This is a genomic window from Hyphomonas oceanitis SCH89, assembly GCF_000685295.1.
In the GTDB taxonomy this organism is placed as follows: domain Bacteria; phylum Pseudomonadota; class Alphaproteobacteria; order Caulobacterales; family Hyphomonadaceae; genus Hyphomonas; species Hyphomonas oceanitis.
In genome coordinates this window covers 1-18,362 of the sequence record NZ_ARYL01000011.1, presented here as the reverse complement: position 1 = coordinate 18,362, position 18,362 = coordinate 1, and the positions used below count along the sequence as shown (strand labels likewise).

Annotated in this window: 21 protein-coding genes; 10 read left to right on the top strand and 11 right to left on the bottom strand. The window is 62.4% G+C overall.

What is annotated here, in order from left to right:
• Positions 1 to 181 precede the first annotated feature (181 nt).
• Complete coding sequence (locus HOC_RS08520) at positions 182 to 760, top strand: hypothetical protein (RefSeq protein WP_241766950.1); 579 nt, start codon at positions 182 to 184, stop codon at positions 758 to 760.
• A 6-nt stretch (positions 761 to 766) separates the two neighbouring features.
• On the opposite strand, the gene HOC_RS08515 is transcribed toward HOC_RS08520, so the two are convergent.
• A complete protein-coding gene (locus HOC_RS08515) occupies positions 767 to 2,170 on the bottom strand; it encodes an alpha,alpha-trehalose-phosphate synthase (UDP-forming) (RefSeq protein ID WP_051624666.1) in 1,404 nt (467 codons plus the stop codon).
• Between the two features lie 156 nt (positions 2,171 to 2,326).
• On the opposite strand from HOC_RS08515, the gene HOC_RS08510 reads away from it, so the two are divergent.
• Entirely contained in the window at positions 2,327 to 3,178 is an 852-nt protein-coding gene (locus HOC_RS08510; protein ID WP_035537570.1) for an SDR family oxidoreductase, read from the top strand.
• Positions 3,179 to 3,188: 10 nt separating this feature from the next.
• On the opposite strand, the gene phaR is transcribed toward HOC_RS08510, so the two are convergent.
• Positions 3,189 to 3,761 carry a polyhydroxyalkanoate synthesis repressor PhaR gene (gene phaR / locus HOC_RS08505; RefSeq protein WP_035537567.1) on the bottom strand — a complete coding sequence of 191 codons (573 nt, stop codon included), beginning with the start codon at positions 3,759 to 3,761 and terminating at the stop codon, positions 3,189 to 3,191.
• 150 nt (positions 3,762 to 3,911) lie between these two features.
• On the opposite strand from phaR, the gene phbB reads away from it, so the two are divergent.
• The gene (phbB, locus tag HOC_RS08500; RefSeq protein WP_035537566.1) at positions 3,912 to 4,637 is read left to right on the top strand and encodes an acetoacetyl-CoA reductase; all 726 of its coding nucleotides are present in this window, start codon (positions 3,912 to 3,914) and stop codon (positions 4,635 to 4,637) included.
• Positions 4,638 to 4,918: 281 nt separating this feature from the next.
• Here phbB and HOC_RS08495 read toward each other — a convergent pair whose 3' ends face one another.
• Positions 4,919 to 5,365 (bottom strand): cupin domain-containing protein, encoded by a 447-nt coding sequence (locus HOC_RS08495; RefSeq protein WP_035537564.1) that lies wholly within the window; start codon positions 5,363 to 5,365, stop codon positions 4,919 to 4,921.
• The gene (gloB, locus tag HOC_RS08490; protein ID WP_035537562.1) at positions 5,365 to 6,126 is read right to left on the bottom strand and encodes a hydroxyacylglutathione hydrolase; all 762 of its coding nucleotides are present in this window, start codon (positions 6,124 to 6,126) and stop codon (positions 5,365 to 5,367) included. Before gloB ends, HOC_RS08495 begins: the two co-directional genes overlap by 1 nt.
• A gap of 64 nt (positions 6,127 to 6,190) precedes the next feature.
• Between gloB and HOC_RS08485 the strand changes: the two genes are divergently transcribed.
• From HOC_RS08485 to HOC_RS08475, 3 genes are all read left to right on the top strand, one after another.
• Complete coding sequence (locus HOC_RS08485; RefSeq protein WP_035537560.1) at positions 6,191 to 6,934, top strand: class I SAM-dependent methyltransferase; 744 nt, start codon at positions 6,191 to 6,193, stop codon at positions 6,932 to 6,934.
• 56 nt (positions 6,935 to 6,990) lie between these two features.
• Complete coding sequence (locus HOC_RS08480; protein WP_035537557.1) at positions 6,991 to 7,335, top strand: P-II family nitrogen regulator; 345 nt, start codon at positions 6,991 to 6,993, stop codon at positions 7,333 to 7,335.
• 164 nt (positions 7,336 to 7,499) lie between these two features.
• Entirely contained in the window at positions 7,500 to 8,936 is a 1,437-nt protein-coding gene (locus HOC_RS08475; protein ID WP_051624665.1) for a putative bifunctional diguanylate cyclase/phosphodiesterase, read from the top strand.
• Here the strand turns inward: HOC_RS08475 and HOC_RS08470 are convergent.
• The gene (locus HOC_RS08470; RefSeq protein ID WP_035537554.1) at positions 8,933 to 9,310 is read right to left on the bottom strand and encodes a DUF983 domain-containing protein; all 378 of its coding nucleotides are present in this window, start codon (positions 9,308 to 9,310) and stop codon (positions 8,933 to 8,935) included. The genes HOC_RS08475 and HOC_RS08470 overlap by 4 nt on opposite strands.
• Positions 9,311 to 9,491: 181 nt before the next feature.
• Here HOC_RS08470 and HOC_RS08465 point away from each other — a divergent pair, with 181 nt between their 5' ends.
• The 3 genes from HOC_RS08465 (at position 9,492) to msrB (ending at position 11,264) form a co-directional block, all read left to right on the top strand.
• Complete coding sequence (locus tag HOC_RS08465) at positions 9,492 to 10,439, top strand: prephenate/arogenate dehydrogenase family protein (RefSeq protein ID WP_035537551.1); 948 nt, start codon at positions 9,492 to 9,494, stop codon at positions 10,437 to 10,439.
• On the top strand, positions 10,436 to 10,675 hold the full coding sequence (locus HOC_RS08460) for a DUF2164 domain-containing protein (protein WP_034740142.1): 240 nt from the start codon (positions 10,436 to 10,438) through the stop codon (positions 10,673 to 10,675). Before HOC_RS08465 ends, HOC_RS08460 begins: the two co-directional genes overlap by 4 nt.
• Before the next feature lie 64 nt (positions 10,676 to 10,739).
• Positions 10,740 to 11,264, top strand: a complete 525-nt coding sequence (msrB, locus tag HOC_RS08455) for a peptide-methionine (R)-S-oxide reductase MsrB (RefSeq protein ID WP_156950425.1) — start codon at positions 10,740 to 10,742, stop codon at positions 11,262 to 11,264.
• Positions 11,265 to 11,266: 2 nt separating this feature from the next.
• On the opposite strand, the gene HOC_RS22125 is transcribed toward msrB, so the two are convergent.
• The 4 genes from HOC_RS22125 to HOC_RS21145 are packed head-to-tail and all read right to left on the bottom strand — an operon-like array spanning position 11,267 to position 16,069.
• Positions 11,267 to 12,511 carry a M23 family metallopeptidase gene (locus HOC_RS22125; RefSeq protein ID WP_051624664.1) on the bottom strand — a complete coding sequence of 415 codons (1,245 nt, stop codon included), beginning with the start codon at positions 12,509 to 12,511 and terminating at the stop codon, positions 11,267 to 11,269.
• Positions 12,511 to 13,131: a hypothetical protein gene (locus HOC_RS08445; protein ID WP_035537545.1), complete on the bottom strand. Its 621-nt coding sequence runs from the start codon at positions 13,129 to 13,131 to the stop codon at positions 12,511 to 12,513. Before HOC_RS08445 ends, HOC_RS22125 begins: the two co-directional genes overlap by 1 nt.
• On the bottom strand, positions 13,131 to 13,751 hold the full coding sequence (locus HOC_RS21150) for a hypothetical protein (protein WP_051624663.1): 621 nt from the start codon (positions 13,749 to 13,751) through the stop codon (positions 13,131 to 13,133). The genes HOC_RS08445 and HOC_RS21150 overlap by 1 nt, the downstream gene beginning before the upstream one ends.
• Before the next feature lie 2 nt (positions 13,752 to 13,753).
• Positions 13,754 to 16,069, bottom strand: coding sequence for a S8 family serine peptidase (locus HOC_RS21145; RefSeq protein WP_051624662.1), 2,316 nt, complete (start codon positions 16,067 to 16,069; stop codon positions 13,754 to 13,756).
• Positions 16,070 to 16,153: 84 nt separating this feature from the next.
• Here HOC_RS21145 and cobB point away from each other — a divergent pair, with 84 nt between their 5' ends.
• Complete coding sequence (gene cobB, locus HOC_RS08435; protein WP_035537544.1) at positions 16,154 to 16,879, top strand: Sir2 family NAD+-dependent deacetylase; 726 nt, start codon at positions 16,154 to 16,156, stop codon at positions 16,877 to 16,879.
• Here cobB and HOC_RS08430 read toward each other — a convergent pair.
• Both HOC_RS08430 and HOC_RS08425 read right to left on the bottom strand, forming a co-directional pair.
• Positions 16,863 to 17,183, bottom strand: coding sequence for a PilZ domain-containing protein (locus tag HOC_RS08430; RefSeq protein WP_035537543.1), 321 nt, complete (start codon positions 17,181 to 17,183; stop codon positions 16,863 to 16,865). The genes cobB and HOC_RS08430 overlap by 17 nt on opposite strands.
• A 116-nt stretch (positions 17,184 to 17,299) precedes the next feature.
• Positions 17,300 to 18,040 (bottom strand): PhyR family response regulator anti-anti-sigma factor, encoded by a 741-nt coding sequence (locus HOC_RS08425; RefSeq protein ID WP_035537541.1) that lies wholly within the window; start codon positions 18,038 to 18,040, stop codon positions 17,300 to 17,302.
• Between the last annotated feature and the right edge of the window lie 322 nt (positions 18,041 to 18,362).

Here is an 18,362-nt window from a genome sequence, read left to right as displayed (position 1 = left end):
TATGAATGTCTGGCACGTATTTCTCCGTGGAGTGGCGTTTATGACCCGAAATTGCCGTGTTTACCGCTGTTTATGGGTAGAGGGCCGCACCGGGCGGCCAGCATGGGGAAATCCGCTCGCATCGCTGGGCGCATTACGGTAAACCTCGTGTTAACTCAGCCGCAGGACGGGTGGTGTTGAAATGAACAAAGACACGAAGATCGCGCTGGCGGGAGCAGCGGTCGCCAAGATGGAACGCAAGAAGCGTGAGAAACACGCTTCTGACGACTCGAATGAAAAGGGGTACTTCATGCGCGTAATTTTCGGGATCTTTCCGCTGCTGGTCATTCCGGTAGTGTTGTACAATCTGCTGGCGCTGGGCTTTGGCGGCGCTGTCGAGACAGTAAATGCGCAGGGCGAGCTGGTGCGCTCGACCGTGGCGCCGATCCTCAACCTGCTCAACGGGCCATTCATGCACCTGCCGATGATTTCCGGCGTGGACTGGATGCTGACCAAGGGCGACGCGATCCTGCTGGTGGCGGTGATCTTCCTGTTCCTGGAAATCCTGAAATCGACCAGCACGGGCACGTCGACCATCATCAATCATGCCGTTTCGATGATGCTGTTCATCGTCTGCCTGATCCAGTTCCTGCTGCTGCCGAACTTTGCGACCTCGACCTTCTTCATCCTCATGTCGATGACCTTGCTGGATGTTCTGGCCGGTGTGGTCGTGACCATCGTTTCCGCACGGCGCGACTTTGGCGTGGCGGGCGACGTCTAGGCCTTCCTATTCCCCGGCCGCCGCGAAAAAGGTTTCGCTGGTGCGCCGGGACGCGGCCGCCCTTGCGAGGGATTGCAGGAAAGTGGCCGTCCACCAGTCAATATCATGTCTCGCGATCTCGCCCCACATGGCCGCGTGCCGTGTGCGACGCTCTTCCAGCGGCATGGTGACGGCGCGTGTGATGCCACCGGCAATCGAGGCAGCGTCATAGGGATTGATGAGCAGGGCGCCTTCGGCGAGCTGTTCGGCCGCGCCTGCGAAGCGCGAGAGGATGAGCACGCCGGGGTCGGCTTCATCCTGCGCGGCAACATATTCCTTGGCGACCAGATTCATGCCGTCATTCAGAGGCGTGACGAGCGCAATGTCGGCCCGGCGGAAGAGACCGGCCAGCCGTTCGCGGGGGATGGAGCGGTGTATATATTGAACGGGCATGTAACCGATGTCGCCGAACTCTCCATTGACCTCTCCTGAGAGCTGTTCGAGGTCGCGGCGGATATCCTTGTAGGCCTGAACATCCTCGCGGGTGGGCGGGGCGATCTGCAGGAAGGCGATGCGATCCGCCTCGACATGCCGATCCCGCAGGAAGGCCTGGAAGCCGCGCAGCCTGTGTGGCAAGCCCTTGGAATAGTCGAGGCGGTCAACGCCGATCATGACCTTCTGGGCTGACGTCGTGATCTCCGGCAGTTCAGGCGCCTCTTCTGCAGCCTTGCGGAAGCCGGTGGCATCTATGCCGATGGGAAAGCTCGCAACCTGGATGAAGCCGTTATTGAAGCGCAGGCGCCCGTCAGACAGCAGTTCCGCGCGGCCAAGCGTGCGGAAGGCGCCGATGAAATTGGCGACGTCGCGCTGCGTCTGCAGGCCCACAAGGTCATAAGCTGAAAACCATTCGAGGAATTCGGCATTGTCCGAAAGGGCGCGGATGCCGTTGGCGACGGGAAACGGGATGTGCAGGAAAAAGCCGATGGGGTTTCGCACACCGAGCTTGCGCAGCTCATGCGCGAGCGGGATCAGATGATAGTCGTGGATCCAGATCGTGTCGTCGGGACGCAGGTGCGGCGCAGAGAGTTCGGCGAGGCGGCTGTTGACGGACTTGTAGGTCGTGAACTGGCCGACGCTGACGCTGAGGAGGTCGGCGCGGCCATGGAAAAGCGGCCAGAGGACCGAGTTGGAATAGCCGAGATAATAACCTGCATGTTCCTTCGGCGTGAGGCCCATGGCGAGGCGTTCAAAGGTTGCTCCGGGATGATTGATGAGTGCCTCCGGACCATTGCCGGACCGTTCCTTGACCGTTTCAGTGCCGATCCAGAGCCCGCCCTGCGAGGCCATCGTGTCGTTGAGGGCGACAACCAGGCCGCCGCTCGGCTTGTCGCCCAGTGGCACACGGTTCGAAAATACGACAAGTCGCGTCACGTCTCCCTCTCCTGATTGTCAGTTCAACCTCTGAACGTAGCGGCCCCCTCCGGGTTCCGCTTGTATCGCTAACATCTGCATCGGCGCGCGCGGAACGATCCGAGGTGACGCTTCGTTGGTTCTGCAAGCACACACTTTGAGCAGGAGACAAAACCCATGAATACGATTGCCCCCCAGATACATGAAGACGGCCTTCCCGGCAGCGAGGCAGACCTGTCGCCCAAGCCCGAATGGGAACCACGCTATCCGGGCTCCGGCCGGCTCGAAGGCAAGGTCGCGCTGATCACCGGCGCCGATAGCGGCATCGGCCGCGCGGTGGCCGTGCTGTTTGCGCGCGAAGGCGCCGATATCGCCTTCGTCTATCTTTCGGAAACCGAAGACGCGGATGCGACCTGCAAGATGATCGAGGATGAGGGCCGCGACGCGCTGGCCATCAAGGGCGATCTCGGCGATCCGGAATTCGCGCAGATGGTCGTTGCAAAGACGATTGCGCGGTTCCAGACGATTGACGTCCTGGTCAACAATGCCGGGGAGCAACACCCCGACAAGGAGATTGAGGACATTACCGATGCGCAGTTGAAGCGCACTTTCCAGACAAATATCTTTTCGATGTTCTACCTGACGCAGGCCGCGCGCCCGCACCTGAAAGAAGGGGCGTCGATCATCAATTGCACATCGGTGACCATGTATGCCGGTGCCAGTGAGCTGCTCGACTATTCGGCCACCAAAGGCGCCATCACGGCGTTCACGCGCTCACTGTCGGAGAACATTGTCGGCGACGGCATTCGCGTCAACGCCGTGGCGCCGGGGCCTATCTGGACGCCGCTCAATCCAGCCGGCGGGGCATCGCCCGAAAAGCTGGAGCATTTCGGTGAGGGAACCCCTATGGGGCGTCCCGGCCAGCCGAATGAAGTGGCGCCAAGCTTCCTGTTCCTCGCCTGCGAGGATTCAAGCTATATGTCCGGGCAGGTCCTGCACCCGAACGGCGGCATCATCGTCGGCTCGTAAGGGCTCGCGCCTAGTCTTTTTTGGCGAGGTCGGCGAGCTGGTCCTGGATGGCCTGCATCTGGGCCTGCATGGCGGCGAGCGCCTCGGCCTGGAAATCCATGATCGGATTTGATGGCGTCTGTTTCTCGTTATGGGACGCCTTGTGGAGCGTGGGCATGAACATTTTCATGCCCTGCTCGAACATCGCCATGTTGCGGCGCGCCTGTTTTTCGAACAGCGACATGGGATTGGCGGCCTTGGTCCATTCCTTTTGCGTGTCGGCAAAACTGTTCATCGACATGTCGAGGAAGGCCGGAAGGAAGGCCTGTCCGCCACCACCATAGAAACCGATCAGCTTGCGCAGGAAGTTCAGCGGAAGGGCGCCCTCCCCCTTTGTTTCCTGCTCGAAAATGATCTGCGTGAGCACCTGACGGGTCAGATCCTCTCCCGATTTGGCATCGCGCACTTCAAAATCCCGGCCCTCACGGACGAGTTCGGAAAGGTGTTCCAACGTCACGTAAGATGACGTGGATGTGTCGTAGAGACGCCGATTCGCGTATTTCTTGATGATGATCGTCTGGGACGATCCATTTGGCTTGGCCATATCCTACCCTCAGTTCTCCTCAATGGGAGAAGCAATTATTGTGCTATGCAGCAATATTTGCACAGAATTTGCGTGTGACCAATGCGCTATTGAAGTCTACCGGCCATGAAGGCTAGAGACGGGGCAACAAAAGCCGGAGGAAAATTAGGCATGACAAAGACAGTACTGGTCACGGGGGGCACGCGCGGTATCGGACGTGCGATCAGCGAGACAATGAAAGCAAAGGGCTACAAGGTTGCGGCCAATTACGGCGGCAATGACGAAGCGGCCAAGCTTTGCGAAAAAGAAACAGGCATCCGTTGCTACAAGTTCGACGTGGCTGACTATGAAGCCGTGGGCAAAGGCATCGCGGCCATCGAGGCCGATCTCGGCCCGATCGACATCGTGATCAACAATGCCGGCGTGACGCGCGACGCACCCTTCCACAAGATGACACTCGACCAGTGGCAACAGGTCATCAATATCGACCTGACCTCGGCGTTCAACGTGACGCGCCAGGTGTGGGACGGCATGCGCGAGCGCGGTTTCGGCCGGGTCATCAACATCTCGTCGATCAACGGACAGAAGGGCCAGTTTGGCCAGGCGAACTATTCCGCCGCCAAGGCCGGCCTGATCGGCTTCACCAAGGCGCTCGCCCAGGAAGGCGCCAAGAAGGGCGTGACCGTGAACGTGGTCTGCCCGGGCTATATCGATACGGAAATGGTTCAGGCCGTGCCGGAGAAAGTGCTGGAAAGCATCATCGCGTCGATCCCGGTCGGCCGTCTCGGCAAGGCTGAAGAGATCGCCTCGATGTGCGCCTATCTCTCCAGCGAGGAAGCCGCCTTCATCACCGGCGCAACCATGACGGTGAACGGCGCGCAATATATCGCGGGCTAGGCCTGCCGACATTGCAAGCAAAACGAAGAACCGGACCGGCCCCGTGCCGTCCGGTTTTTCTGTATTTAAAGACGCGGGAGGCGAGGTGCCGGGAACGCGTTTTTTGTATTTCAGGATAGAAGCAAGGTCGCGATCCCTTGCCCCGTCTCCCGCGCTGCCCGGCGAGATGGGAGCCAGCCGGACGAGAAGAGAATACGCCGGGACACGCGCTGTCGGACAAGTTTGTGCCGAAGGCCCGGCTGGCGGGCGATTGCGGGGTGTTTCCTGCTGGAAAGAGCAGGCTAGACCTTGGGCCGCCAGTCAGGCGGGGCCAGTTCAAAACCCTTGAACTCGAAGCCCGGCGCGACCGTGCAGCTGACGAGGGTCCACGCGCCGAGCGTTTCGGCCGTCTGCCAGTGATGGGCAGGGACGACGATTTGCGGATGCTGGCCAGCGCGCAGGTCCGGGCCGAGCTGGTAGGCGTCGGCGCCCCTCCCGTCCGGCGGTGAAAGGGTGAGCGCAAGCGGGCCGCCCGCATGCCAGAACCAGCATTCATCGGCATCGACGCGGTGCCAGGCGGACACTTCATCGGCCTGCAGCAGATAATAGATGGCCGTGGATGTGGGCCTGTAGCCATACATGGCCGGGGCGCGGAAGGTTTCGGCATAGTGGCCGCCTTCGGGATGCGGCTTCAGGCCGAGCAGGCGGATGATCTCATTGGCGCCAAGGTCCCCCGAAATGGCGTTCATCAGAACCGGTCCTTCCGGCCGCGGATTTCCGCGAATGTTGCCACAGGGTCGCCGGGATGGCCCATGGCCGCCTGAAGGCCCGGATCGTCGGCGCGCAGGAAGGGATTGGTTTTCAGTTCGCGCGCGAGCTGGGTGGGGACGGTCCATTCATTGCGGGCGCGCTTGTCGGTGATCTCGTTCACATAGGCGGCGAGCGCCTCATTGCCGGGGTCGACCGTAACGGCGAACTTGGCGTTCGACGCGGTGTACTCGTGCGCGCAGTAGAGTGCCGTCTCGGGCGGCAGGTTCTTCAGGCGCGAGAGGGAGGCCCACATCATTTCCGGATTGCCCTCGAAGACGCGGCCGCAGCCGAGCGCAAAGACGGCGTCGCCGACAAAGGCCGTGGCTTCGCCCGCCAGATGATAGGCGATATGACCAAGCGTATGGCCCGGCACATCGATGACATGCGCGGCCAGCGCGCCGAGGGAGACGACATCGCCAGTCTTCACGGCGCGGTCGATGCCGGGGATTTTTGCCGCTTCGCCAGCCGGGCCGGTAATGGTGCAGCCGGTGGCCTCCTTGATGGCGAGATTGCCGCCGGCATGGTCCGGATGCCAGTGCGTGTTCCAGATCTGCGTGATGGTCCAGCCGCGCGCGGCGGCTTCGGCGAGGTATTTCTGCGCGTCGGGCGTATCCACGGCAGCGGTCTCGCCGGACACGGAATCATGTGCAAGGAAGCCGTAATTATCATTCAGGCAGGGAAACTGGTGTATCTGGAACATCAGGTCGGATCTCCGGGCGGCTTCAATTCGTGGTCGTAAAACCCTAAATAACACAAGGAAGCCCATGCGTCAGGATGCCGTCACCTTGGAGCGATTTTATGCCTCCCCGCTGGGGAGCGCGGCCGCGCGCATCCTGTCGGCGAAGCTGGTCGACCTGTGGGGCGAGGCGAACAATTTATCGGTTCTGGGCCTTGGCTATGCCATTCCGGTTCTGGATGCGTTTGGCGACCAGCCCGGCCGCAGCGTGGCCGCCGTGCCGTTCGACCATGGCCCGGTGCGCTGGGACCCGACCGGGCGCGGCAATGCGACCGTTTCCGTTGGCGACCTGCGCCTGCCCTTCCCGGATGGCCAGTTTGACCGCGTGATCGTGCTGCACGGCCTTGAGGAAACGGGCGATCCACGCGCCTATTTGCGGGAGATCTGGCGCGTCATGGCGCCGGAGGGACGCATCGTGCTGGCTGTTTCCAACCGTGCGGGACTGTGGAGCCGGGCGACCCGGACGCCGTTTGGCCAGGGACGGCCGTGGAGCCGGTCGCAGCTGATGAACCTGCTGTCGATCGGTCTCTTCCAGGTAACGGCCAGCGCCAGCGCGCTCTATATGCCGCCTGTGTCAGCGCGGCTGGTGACCGCTGCGGCCGAGGGCTGGGACGCGATCGGACGGATCATCACGCCGGGCCTTGGCGGGGTCGTGCTGGTCGAAGCGGTGAAGAGACTGTATGCTGAACCGGGAGGCGGCGCCGTCGCGCCTGTGGCGGAGCGGGTCCGGATTGCCAAGCCTGCGGCGACGTCACGGCGCGAAAAACATTGACGCAAGCGGTGCGACCGATACGTTCGCACCTGCAAAAACCAAAGGGCTGGTGGACTATGAAACTCGTTACCGCAATCTTTAAACCAAGCCGTCTCGACGCTGTGATCGACGCACTGTCCGAGGCTGGCGCGACTGGCCTGACCGTATCGGAAGTGCGCGGCTATGGCCGGCAGCAGGGCAAGACGGAAGTCTATCGGGGGGCCGAATATGAAGTGCGCCTCCTGCCGAAAGTCCGCGTGGAAGTCGCCTGCAGCGAGGCCGACGCAGAGCGTTTTGCCGACGCGATCATCTCGGCGGCAAACACAGGCACGATCGGCGACGGCAAGATCTTCATCACGACGGTCGAATCCGTGGTGCGTATCCGCACCGGCGAGCGCGACGAGCAGGCCCTGACGGGCTGATCCGCCACGCCTCTATGGCAAACCATAGATTAACGCGGGCGGCATTGTTTTGCCGCCCGGCGCAAACCTTCATGAACGGGGGTTCTGTAAGGATGACCGCCTAGTATCGGGCGGGGTCATGCCATGCAGTATCTGTTTCACTCCTTCACAGGCAGGGCATTCTGATGTCCGTCCTGTCCGGGATTCTCCTCGCCAATATCTCGCTGGCCCTGCTGGCAGCCCTGATCTACTGGCAGGGCACAATGCATGCCGAACAACTGCGCGACGTGCGGCTTCAGTTCAGCAAACTCTCTTCGACCGATCCGGTCACCAATCTTCCTAATCGCGCCAAGCTGCATGAGCGCCTGACCGAGGCGCTTGAATCCGACGGGCCGGATCCGGCGCTGATGGTTATCGAGCTGGACGGGTTCAAAGTGGTCAATGACACGCTGGGACACGAGACCGGCGACGAGCTGCTGAAGGCCGTGGCGATGCGCATGACCAGCTGCCTGAACGACAAGGACATGCTGGCCCGCGTTGGCGGCGGCGAGTTTGCCGCGCTGATCACCCGGGCGGACGCCGAAGTCCGCGCCACGCAGACGGCGCAATCGATTGACGAGGCCATGCACGCCCCCTTCCGCATCGGCGAGGACGTGATCAGCATGAAAGCCAATATCGGCATCGCGCCGACGCTGAAAGGTGAAGTGCCGGCAACCGAAATCCTGCGCCGGGCGGACGTCGCCATGTTTGCGGCCAAGAATGACCGGCTGGAGACAATCCGCACCTATTCGCCCGCCATGGATGAAGCGCTGCAACTGCGCCGTACGATCAATTCCGAACTCGACCGCGCACTCATGAACAATGAGCTGACCCTGGTCTACCAGCCGCTTGTATGTGCACGGACGGGCAAGGTGATGAGTGCCGAAGCCCTGATGCGCTGGCCGAGCAAGCAGGGACTGGCCGGCTCGCCGGGCGTGTTCATCCCGATTGCCGAGGAAAGCGGGCTGATCACGAAACTCGGCGCCTGGGCGCTCGACCAGGCCATGCTGGAAATCAAGCGGCAGAAGACGATCCCGATCGCGGTCAATGTCTCACCCGTGCAGTTCCGCGTCGATGGATTTGCCAATAGCGTGGAAGCCGCGCTGGAGCGCCACGGCATCGAGCCCGCACTGCTGCACATCGAAATCACGGAAGGCGTTCTGATCTCGCATACGGGCGAAGCGCAGCGCACGATGAACCGCCTGCGCCAGATGGGCGTGCAGGTGCTGCTCGACGATTTCGGCACGGGGTATTCATCGCTGAGCTATCTGCAGCAATTCCAGTTCGACGGACTGAAGATCGACCGCGCCTTCATCCAGCAGCTCGATATCGGCCATACGGGCCGCGAACTGCTGAAATCCATTATTGCGCTGGGCCACAGCCTGAACATGAAAGTCGTCGCCGAGGGCGTCGAGACCGAGGACCAGGCGGCTGTGCTGCAGCTACTGTCCTGCGACTTCCTGCAAGGCTATGCGCTGGGACGCCCGGGTGCCGCCGACGCGCTGCATGCCATGACCGGCCCGGAGGAATTGCTGGGCGGACTGACCCGCAAGGGCGGCGGCTGGACCGGCGCGATCAACTAGCGATCCTTGATATCGGACGCGGTGACTTCTTCCGCGCCATGATGGAGCTGCAGGTTTAGCAGCACCGCCTTGGCGACAGGCAGGAGGATCATGCAAAGCCCGATCAGGACGACGCAGAGCGCCACGAAGGACAGGATCTTCAGGCCGGTGGGCAGTGGGCTCATCGGCAGCAGGAACAGGAACGGCGCCAGCAGAATCAGTACGCCGAAGCCGACAAAAAAGGCCGGGCCGTCTGCCGTATCAGCCGATGTCATGTCACGTCCGCAGACCGGGCATTCCGAATTGAGCTTCAGATAGCCCGAAAACAGCTTTCCTTCGCCGCACTTGCCGCAACGCAGGCGCAGGCCCGAGAGGATGGGGGATGCATTCGACATGTCAGACTCCGTGTTTCACCGCTCATGTAGGCGTTCAGACACGGCTTTAAGCCGTGCCAAACCGTCGCTGGAGCTCAAAGGTCGCAGTTGAGGCCCGCGCATTAAGCTCAGACCACCCTTGACCTTGGGCCCCGCTTTGCACACCAGAGCAGCGCAGATGACCTGAACAAGAGTATACACAATGACCGAACCTGTCTTTCCCTCGATTGCCATTATCGGCACCGGCCTTATCGGCGCATCCATTGCCCGGGCTGCCGCCGAGTATGGCGCAGCGGGATCGGTCAACCTTTATGACGTGAGCGACGATGTGCGCCAGCGCGCGGCCGGCCTTGGCCTGGGCGATGTTGCGGAGACACTGCAGGCCGCTGTGGCAGACGCTGACTGCGTGCTGCTGTGCGTGCCCGTTGGCGCGCTGGCGGCTGTTGCAGCCGCCGCTGTGCCACATATGAAGACCGGGGCGATCCTGACCGACGTAGGCTCGGTGAAGGGGGAAGCTGCCGCCGCCCTCATGGCCGCTGATGACGGCCGCGTGCATATCATACCCGGCCACCCGATTGCCGGCACCGAGCAATCCGGCCCGGAGGCCGGGTTTGCCACCCTGTTCCGCGACGCCTGGCATATCCTGACGCCGGGGCCGAGCACGGACGAGGCCTATCTCGCGGGAGTCGATGCGCTGACGCGTTTCTGGCAGGCGCTGGGCTCGAAAGTGGAGACCATGGACAGTGCGCGCCATGACCGCGTTCTGGCCATCACCAGCCACCTGCCCCACCTGATCGCGTTCAATATCGTGGCGACCGCCTTCGACATGGAAACCGTGGAACAGGGTGAAGTGGTGAAATATTCCGCTGGCGGTTTTCGCGACTTCACGCGGATTGCAGCCTCTGATCCCGTTATGTGGCGCGACGTGTTCCTGACCAACAAGGAAGCCGTGCTTGAATGCCTCGGGCGGTTTTCCGAAGACCTCGCCGTGCTGCAGCGCGCGATCCGCTGGGGGGATGGCGACATGCTGATGCGCGAATTCACGCGGGCCCGGACGATCCGCAAGGCGATCATTGATGCAGGGCAGGATTCCAGCGCGGTAAACTTCGGCCGCAACCCGCACCTGGACAAGGAGACGGGCGAGTCATGAAAGAGATCACGCTGACGCCCGAACGCCGCGAGGCGCTGTGCCGCGAAGTGCAGAAGACGTTCAGCGTGGCCTTTGACGAAACGCTGAGTGATTTCCGGGCGGGCGAGATTGTCGACCTGATGCTGAAGACGATGGGGCCGGCAGTGTATAATCAGGCCGTGCAGGATGTGCGGGCACACCTTCAGGGCAAGCTGGACGACCTTGATGGCGAAGTCTGGGTGGATGGCGGCGTTTAGGCCCTCACGGCCTTGTGTGTGTTGCGTGTCTGAACCGGCGACTAAATCTGTGCGTATGAAACACATGACCCATTCACTCCTCTCCCGCCGCGCCCTGTTGCTGTCAGGCTCTGCCGCCCTTGCGGTTGCTGCCTGTTCGTCTGCCGGGGCGGACAAGAAGCCACCTGAAGCCGCCGCCGACCGCGACAAGTATGTCGGCAATGAATGGCGTGACCTGACCGAGGACCAGTGGCACGAGCGCCTGTCTCCAGCCGCTTTTGGCGTGCTCCGCAAGGCGAACACCGAACGCGCGTTTACCTCGCCGCTGGAGCACGAGAAGCGCGAAGGCATTTATCATTGTGCAGGGTGCGACCTGCCGCTGTTTTCATCGGACAAGAAGTTCGACAGCGGCACAGGCTGGCCGAGCTTTTTCGATGTGCTGCCGGGCGCTGTTGCGACAAGCGTTGACCGCAAGCTGATCTACACGCGCACGGAATATCATTGCGCCCGCTGCCTTGGCCATCAGGGCCATGTGTTCAAGGATGGCCCGGCCCCCACCGGCCTGCGCTGGTGCAATAATGGCGTGGCGCTGAGCTTCAAGCCCGCCTGACCCTATTCGGTGATGACATAGCCTTCGGGAATGACAAACGGCGCTGTGGCGACGGCGACATTCTGTTCGACTTCCTCGCCGGGACCATTCTCGCGCCGTTCATAGGCCTCGACCAGTGACAGATAGGGCGGGACATAGACCCAGCCCTGATCGGCCATGTTCTGTACGATTTCGAAATGGAGATGGAACGTGGTGGCCGAGCCGCCAAAATCATTCGAAACATAGCCGAGCGGCTGGCCGGCGGTGACGGTGTCGCCGGTCTTTACCTTGAGCTTGGCCATGTTGAGGTGGAGGTATTTGTAGATACGGCCACCGGCGCGCAGGCTGATCGAATAGGAGCCGACATTGGAGATGACGCCATCTTCGGTGGCGACGACTTCCTGCAGCGCGCGGTCAGCCTTGGCGGTGCGGCGCATCGTGTTGCATTGCTCCGGTGTGCCGACGCGGATGTCCTGGCCCTGGTGGATTTTCTGGGCCGGGCAGAAGGGCGATCCCCTGTTGGCGCTGCGGGTTTCGCAGAAATTGTCGCGCCATGGATAGGCGAAGTTGCGCGGGTCGCACTGGTCGCCGCCGCCGATGCCGCCGCCGAAGGTGAAGACCTGGGACTGGAGGTAGGCGGGCGCTGATTTTACAGGGAAAACAATGCCGGGCGCGTGGACGATCTGGTCGATGTCACCCTGCCCTGAACCCGGCAGAAGCGCGCCGGGGGCATGGTAGCTGAAGGCCGGTTCGACGGGCGGTGTGACGGGTTCCGTGGGTGTTTCAGCCGCGTCTTCGGGGGGCGTTACGGTATCTTCCGGTGTATCGACGGGGGCTTCCGTGTCCGTTCCGGGGACTTCGGAGTCCGTTCCCGGGGTATCTGTGGCCGGCGTGTCGGTTTCGGCAGGGGTTTCGGGTGTCACGTCCGTGTCAGTCGGAGGTGTTTCGGTTGGCACCTCGGCGCTGGTGTCGGGGGGCGTGACAGTGTCCTCGCCGGAGACGGGGTCGGTGGCCGGTGTATCCGTTTCAGGATCGGTCGGTGTCTCGCTGCCATCGGTTGGCTCCGCAGGATCGACCGGCGTTTCGCCATAGGGGTTTTCGACCGGTGTGCCGGGAGGCGGTGGACCGGGCGCGCCGGGCGGAATGGCCGGGCCGGGCTCAGGCGTGGACGGCGGCGGGCCGCCATCGCCCGGGAAGCGGATGAAGTCACAGCCGGCCAGGCCGGTGACGGCCAATGCGGCCAGAACGTACGCAACAGTCTTCTGCATCAGCGTGTCCCCGCGATGACCAGTTTACGGGCGATTTCGAGCGCCTCGTCCTCTCCGATGCATTCAGGGTCTTCACCCGTTGCATTCTTGCATTCGAATTCGATGAGATAGTCGGCGCCATAGCGCGAGAAGGCGACCTGCGCGCCGGAGGCGGTGGCCAGATAGCTCGGCTCGGTATCGGCGGATGTGTCGCCGGCATCGCGCGCGCCGATGACTTCATTGGTGCCGTTGACCACGATGTCATAGTCGACGCCGGGATAGGTGGCGAAATAGCCATCGCTCATGGGCATGAATTTCACGCCGCCCTCGGCTGACTGGGGCACAACGATGCCGGTGGGGAGGAGGACGGGCACAGGCGGGGCGGATGCGCCGGACTGGACCTGAAAGGCGCCTTCGCCGCGTTCCTCGCTGGGCACCGAGGCCATGTCGCGGCGGGCGGCTTCCCAGTCGATACCGGCCGTGCTTTCGACCGCTTCAGGACGGACGGGCAGGTCGGGCTCGGCCGGGGTTTCGGTGGCGGCAGGCGCAGCGGGCTGTTCGGGCGCCTTGATCCGGTCACAGGCTGACAGTGTCAGGGCCCCTATCGCCGCGAAGGCCAGAAAATGCTTTGTGGTCATCATCAGTTTTTCTCTCCGGGATGGGCGACATAGTCGGGGTCAGCATAGGCCACCCCGTCAACGGACATGATCTTTTTCTGTACATCGCTGATGGCGGCGCGGGTGGGCTCGGTGCCGGGCGGCATCTGGTAGGCGAGCTTGATCTCGCCGGAATAGCTGGCGCCGACGAGGGCGAAATCCGCCAGTTGGGGCGTGCGGTCCACATAATCGGCATAGGTCTGCTGGGCGGCGGCCGGATCTTTCTTGTAGAGGCGGGCAATGGAATCGATTTCCGGCGCGCCCTTGATGCGGACAATGAAGGTGACTTCCGCGCCCTTTGCCTGGGCCGTGATGACCGCAGGCGGGGCCTGTTCGGGCCGCACGAGCGGCGGCTCGGTCGGCACTTCATCCGGCACAATGTCTTCCGGCAGGGCGCCGACCAGCGGACTCTCGTCCCGGTTGACACGGGCATCAACCTGCGAACCGGACTCGCGCTCTGACATGCCTGACAGCGGCACGGCTGGTTCGTCCCTGTCTTCCGGCGAGCCGGCCAGCACAAACAGGCCCGTCGCGCCCGCAAGCGTGGCGAGGCCTGCCAGCCCGAGCGGGCCGCCGAGATGGAAAGGCGTGCGGAAACCGGCCATGCCTAGTTGGCACCTCCGCTGGTGGTGCTGAGGGCCGGCACATTGGCGAGGTTCAGGAGACCGCCGCAGGGACGGGCGCACATGTCCGGGCTGCCCGGAATGGGCGTCGTGCCGGGATAGAGGGCGCAGGACCCGGCGCATTGCAGCGGCTCACGCGGATCAAGCGCCGCGATCAGCGTGGCTTTCAGCTCCTGCGGGGTGGCGTCAGGCTGGCGGGCCTTCAGCAGGGCCAGCGCAGCAGCGACGTGCGGGGCGGCCATGCTGGTGCCCTGCTCGTAGGCATAATAGCAATTGTCGACGCCTTCGCCTGTGACCGGATCGTAGCAATTGGTCGAGGCCTTGGTCGAGAGGACGCCATCAGGGCGGCCATCGCCATTGTCGTCGCGGGTGAGATCGCCGCCCGGTGCAATGACCGAGACATTCGGCCCGAAGTTCGAATAGGGCGCGATCTGGCCACGGGCATCACCGGCCGCAACCGAGATGACGTTCTGGCAGCCGCCGGGCGCGTAATACTGCGTCGAAACGCGGGCATTGCCGGCAGCGGCGACAACGATGACGCCGCGATCGGTGACGGCATCGATCGCATCCTGCAGCGAGGCGGGGCAGAATTCGAAAAGGCCGATGGAGAGGTTGATGATGTCGGCCGGATTTTCGTTCCAGACCTCATTGCCTTCGGTATCCTCACCCGGGATCAGGCCGCCAGCCCAGCGGATGGCGTCGTTGATGTCGGAGAGGCGACCGCCGCATTTGCCGAGCGCGCGGACCGGAACGATCTTGACGTTCCAGGCGCCGCCGGCAACGCCGGTACCGTTATTGGAAGCCGCAGCGCCAATCGTGCCAGCCACATGCGTGCCATGGAACGTGTCAGCGGCGAGCGGAGCCGTGGGGTCGCACATGTCGCCCGGATCGTTCGGGTCATTGTCGCGGCCATTGCCGTCATTACCCATGCGCGGATCGGAGACCATGTCCCAGCCAGCCGCGACATTGGGCGAGTTCTTGATGTCAGGGTGGACCATTTGCAGGCCGGTATCGACCACGGCAACAACGACTTCGCTGGAGCCCTCATTGGCCTGACGCGTCCAGAAATCCTGGAAGCCGGCACCGCCGGCAGACTTGCCTTCGCCTGCGCCCTGGTTCTGGAAATTCCATTGCAGGCTCCAGAGCGGGTCATTTGGCGTGATTTCAGAAGTGATCGTGACAGGCGGGGTACCGGTGTTGCCAGGTGTCTGGCCGCCCGTTGAAGGCGTGGTGCCGGGGTCGGTCGGCTTAGGATGGCGGACGAACTGGTTCTCGAAGATGTAGTCCTTCTCGACATATTCGAACTGGCCGGAGGCCCGCAGGTCCTGAACGATACATTCGGTGGCCAGCGCCGGATTGGACTGGACCGTTACCATATCGGTTGTTTCCGGGCAGCCTGCGCCCGTATCGACCGCAAGGTAGCTCTGCTGGGCATTGGCGACCTGTTCGGGCGTGAAGCGCGTGGGGTCAGCGCCGTCAGAGCCGATCTGGATAACCATCTGGCCTTCGCGCGAGAGGGCGACCTGCCCGTCCATGCCGTATTTCGACAGCGTGTCGAGCATGACGGAGTTGGCATCTTCCTGCTTGCGGATGGCGTCACCCGTGATCAGCGAGCGGCGGGCGAGCTTGCGAGCGACTTCGCGCGTGGGCGCGGGCGCAGCAGACGACGGAGCGCGCGGGGCAAGGCTGCGCGTGCGGGGAACGGGCACAGGCTCTGACGCGGCGGCACGTTCAAGATCCTGCGTTGCCTGCGCGATCTGCTGCTGGGACTCTTCGGGGGCGTTCGGGTCAAGCTTCACCCTCGGCATAAGCCGCGCGGGCTGCGCCAGTTCCATTGACGCAGCAGGCGGAGGCGGCGCGGCGGGCGCCGGCGCAGGTGCCGGGGAGCCTGCCGGCACTTCCTCGGTGTCGACAAAATCTTCCTCAAGGTCGCTCAGGACGTCCTCGTCCTCCATCATCAAGGCCTCTTCCTCGGCAATGGCGGAGGGCTGGATGTTCTTCGGCTTGGCAATGATCGAGCCGATGGCGAACATGGATCTCTCGCCGACTGACGCGACCGCCATGTCATTGACGAGCGTTCCGGCAATGGCGCGGTCCATGACCGAAGCGGTCATCAGCGTCTTGTCGGCGTCGGGTTCGACCACGGCGCGGCCGCTGATCTGGTCGAGTGTGGCATCAGCCAGCTCCCGGGCCCGGTCGAGCCTTGTGCCCTGCTGGTCGCAGGCGGCCAGAACAAGCAGGCTCGCCATGGCAGCACCAATTGCGATTTGCGTGGTTTTCCGCGTGAGGTTAGGCAGCATGTCAGAATGTCCCCTTACAATTGCCAACGTGACCCCAGCTCCCCTACATTAACCCTGTGTTTAGATTATGACGAGGCCGACTACATGTCCAATGCAAACGCACCACGCGGTATCGTGGTGCTTACCGGGGCCGGTGTGTCCGCAGAAAGCGGGCTCGGCACATTCCGAGACGTGGATGGCATATGGACCAAGTATCCGCTCGAAGACCTGGCGACGCCGGAGGGCTTTGCCCGCAATCCTGACTTTGTGCAGGGCTTCTACAATGACCGCCGCGCACAGCTGAAGACATCAGAGCCCAATGCGGCGCATGTCGCGCTGGCACGTCTGGAGGCCGCGCTGCAGGCGGCGGGCCGCCGGTTCACGCTGGTGACGCAGAATGTCGACCATTTGCACGAGAGCGCCGGCAGCCAGAATGTGCTGCACATGCATGGCGAACTGCTGAAAGTGCGCTGTCAGGCGTGCGGCAGCGTGGTGCGCTGGCCCGATGACCTTACCAGCAAGACGCACTGCCCCGTCTGCGAGGCGACCGGCCTGATGCGGCCGCATGTGGTGTGGTTTGGCGAAATGCCCCTCTATATGGACGAGATCGAGGTGGAACTGTCACGCGCGGACCTGTTCGTATCGATCGGGACCAGCGGGAATGTGTATCCGGCGGCGGGGTTTGTGCAGCTGGCGCGGCGCGCCGGGGCGCGGACGCTGGAGCTGAACCTTGAGCCATCGGACGGCGCGACGTTTTTCGACGAGGCGCGCTATGGCAAGGCCAGCGATGTGGTGCCCGGCTGGGCAAACGACATCATGAAGTGGCTTTAGACCCGGCTTCACGGAAGAGGATGCCGGCCATCGCCTCGTGCTGCCACACGAGTTCGCAATGGACCATATGCACTTTCTGGCCAGACCTGCTTTCGAGGCGAACGGTAAACCGGGGCGGGAGAGGCTTTGGCGACGCGAGCTCGAGGCAGGCGCCTGCGGCTGACATGTCGACCATGCTCGCACGGGTGATGAGCCGCTGGTCAAGGCTCCAGATCGAGCCGGTGCGGGTCATTTTCGTGCGCGTATAGCGGCGGTTCTCCGGCGACGCGCCGCGTTCATCCGCGAGCTTTTTCAAGACGATCATGGCATACCTCCTTCCGCCGTGTCTGGCAGCGACTCTATACGGAGGAGGCTGAAACCGTTCCATTTGCAGAACGGTTTGTGCAAGAGAGGCCATTACAGGATGCGATCAGGTGGGTGTCAGTGCCGGCCGATCAGGGCCTGGCTGATGACGGCCTTCACCAGGTCCACGCGGAATGGCTTGGGGATCAGGAAGACAGGTTCCTGCCCTTCGCCGGTCAGCAGAGCTTCCGGATAAGCCGTGATGAAAATGACCGGGCCATTCCATGTCTTGCGGATGTCATTGACAGCATCGATTCCTGAGGATCCATCCGCCAGCCTTATGTCAGCCAGGATCAGGCCGAACTCTTCCTGGCTGGCCATTTCCACCGCGTCAGCATGGGTCGTGGCAACCGCGACGGTGGCATGCCCGAGCGACGCTACAATTTCCGACAGATGGGCCGCGATCATGGCTTCATCCTCGATGATGAAGACGCGGGTGGTGAGGGCTTCCATGAGCGCAGCTTCTGCATTGCTCAGGGCAGTTTCGACTTCGGTGTCGGATATGCCGAGAATCAGGGCGATATCATCCACCGGGAAAGCTTCGACGGAGGCCAACAGGAGGGCCCGCCGCTCCAGTGCGCCCAATTTCACGAGTATGTCGTCAGGTGGAGAGGCCTCGCGCGGCTCGGCAAGGACTTCGTCCAGACTCTTGTAAAGCCGGGTGCGGTTAAAGTCGGTATCGCCCGAAGCAACCTGCGGGAGCAGATGGAGCTCCATCATGGTCGAAACAAGCTGATCGCCGACCTCCTGAGAGCCGACAACAGCACGCGCATAACGTCGGAGGAAAGGGAGTTCGGACTCAATCAGGTCGGAGAGCATCTTTTGGCCTAGCGTCGGTCAAAGGGTCAGAATCTAAACTGCCTTTTTGGTGTATTCGTACTATATCCGACATAGTTTAGAGACGGAAATTTAACAATCGTTTGCACATTATGCACAGTGCTAGGACCAGGGCTCTGCAAGGAATGCTTAACAGGTTTTCCCCAGACTTCATCTTCCAAGCAGGAGTAGAATATACAGGATGTAGGGATCGCCACGATAGAGCATACGCGGCATTTCCGAGTCTGAGAAATTGCAGTTAGCCAAAGGATTTGGCGCCGATGAGTATCGCCGAGATCGTGTCCCAGCGCGTGGTGTAACTGAC

Excerpts from the sequence above, each read along its gene's own strand:
- HOC_RS08475 (WP_051624665.1), top strand. The coding sequence starts at position 7,500 with ATGTCCGTCCTGTCCGGGATTCTCCTCGCCAATATCTCGCTGGCCCTG.
- HOC_RS08480 (WP_035537557.1), top strand. The coding sequence starts at position 6,991 with ATGAAACTCGTTACCGCAATCTTTAAACCAAGCCGTCTCGACGCTGTG.
- HOC_RS08465 (WP_035537551.1), top strand. The coding sequence starts at position 9,492 with ATGACCGAACCTGTCTTTCCCTCGATTGCCATTATCGGCACCGGCCTT.
- HOC_RS08485 (WP_035537560.1), top strand. The coding sequence starts at position 6,191 with ATGCGTCAGGATGCCGTCACCTTGGAGCGATTTTATGCCTCCCCGCTG.
- phbB (WP_035537566.1), top strand. The coding sequence starts at position 3,912 with ATGACAAAGACAGTACTGGTCACGGGGGGCACGCGCGGTATCGGACGT.
- HOC_RS08510 (WP_035537570.1), top strand. The coding sequence starts at position 2,327 with ATGAATACGATTGCCCCCCAGATACATGAAGACGGCCTTCCCGGCAGC.
- HOC_RS22125 (WP_051624664.1), bottom strand. The coding sequence starts at position 12,511 with ATGCAGAAGACTGTTGCGTACGTTCTGGCCGCATTGGCCGTCACCGGC.
- gloB (WP_035537562.1), bottom strand. The coding sequence starts at position 6,126 with ATGTTCCAGATACACCAGTTTCCCTGCCTGAATGATAATTACGGCTTC.
- HOC_RS08520 (WP_241766950.1), top strand. The coding sequence starts at position 182 with ATGAACAAAGACACGAAGATCGCGCTGGCGGGAGCAGCGGTCGCCAAG.
- msrB (WP_156950425.1), top strand. The coding sequence starts at position 10,740 with ATGACCCATTCACTCCTCTCCCGCCGCGCCCTGTTGCTGTCAGGCTCT.
- HOC_RS08445 (WP_035537545.1), bottom strand. The coding sequence starts at position 13,131 with ATGATGACCACAAAGCATTTTCTGGCCTTCGCGGCGATAGGGGCCCTG.
- HOC_RS21150 (WP_051624663.1), bottom strand. The coding sequence starts at position 13,751 with ATGGCCGGTTTCCGCACGCCTTTCCATCTCGGCGGCCCGCTCGGGCTG.
- cobB (WP_035537544.1), top strand. The coding sequence starts at position 16,154 with ATGTCCAATGCAAACGCACCACGCGGTATCGTGGTGCTTACCGGGGCC.
- HOC_RS08425 (WP_035537541.1), bottom strand. The coding sequence starts at position 18,040 with ATGCTCTCCGACCTGATTGAGTCCGAACTCCCTTTCCTCCGACGTTAT.
- HOC_RS08430 (WP_035537543.1), bottom strand. The coding sequence starts at position 17,183 with ATGATCGTCTTGAAAAAGCTCGCGGATGAACGCGGCGCGTCGCCGGAG.
- HOC_RS08470 (WP_035537554.1), bottom strand. The coding sequence starts at position 9,310 with ATGTCGAATGCATCCCCCATCCTCTCGGGCCTGCGCCTGCGTTGCGGC.
- HOC_RS08495 (WP_035537564.1), bottom strand. The coding sequence starts at position 5,365 with ATGAACGCCATTTCGGGGGACCTTGGCGCCAATGAGATCATCCGCCTG.
- HOC_RS21145 (WP_051624662.1), bottom strand. The coding sequence starts at position 16,069 with ATGCTGCCTAACCTCACGCGGAAAACCACGCAAATCGCAATTGGTGCT.
- HOC_RS08460 (WP_034740142.1), top strand. The coding sequence starts at position 10,436 with ATGAAAGAGATCACGCTGACGCCCGAACGCCGCGAGGCGCTGTGCCGC.
- phaR (WP_035537567.1), bottom strand. The coding sequence starts at position 3,761 with ATGGCCAAGCCAAATGGATCGTCCCAGACGATCATCATCAAGAAATAC.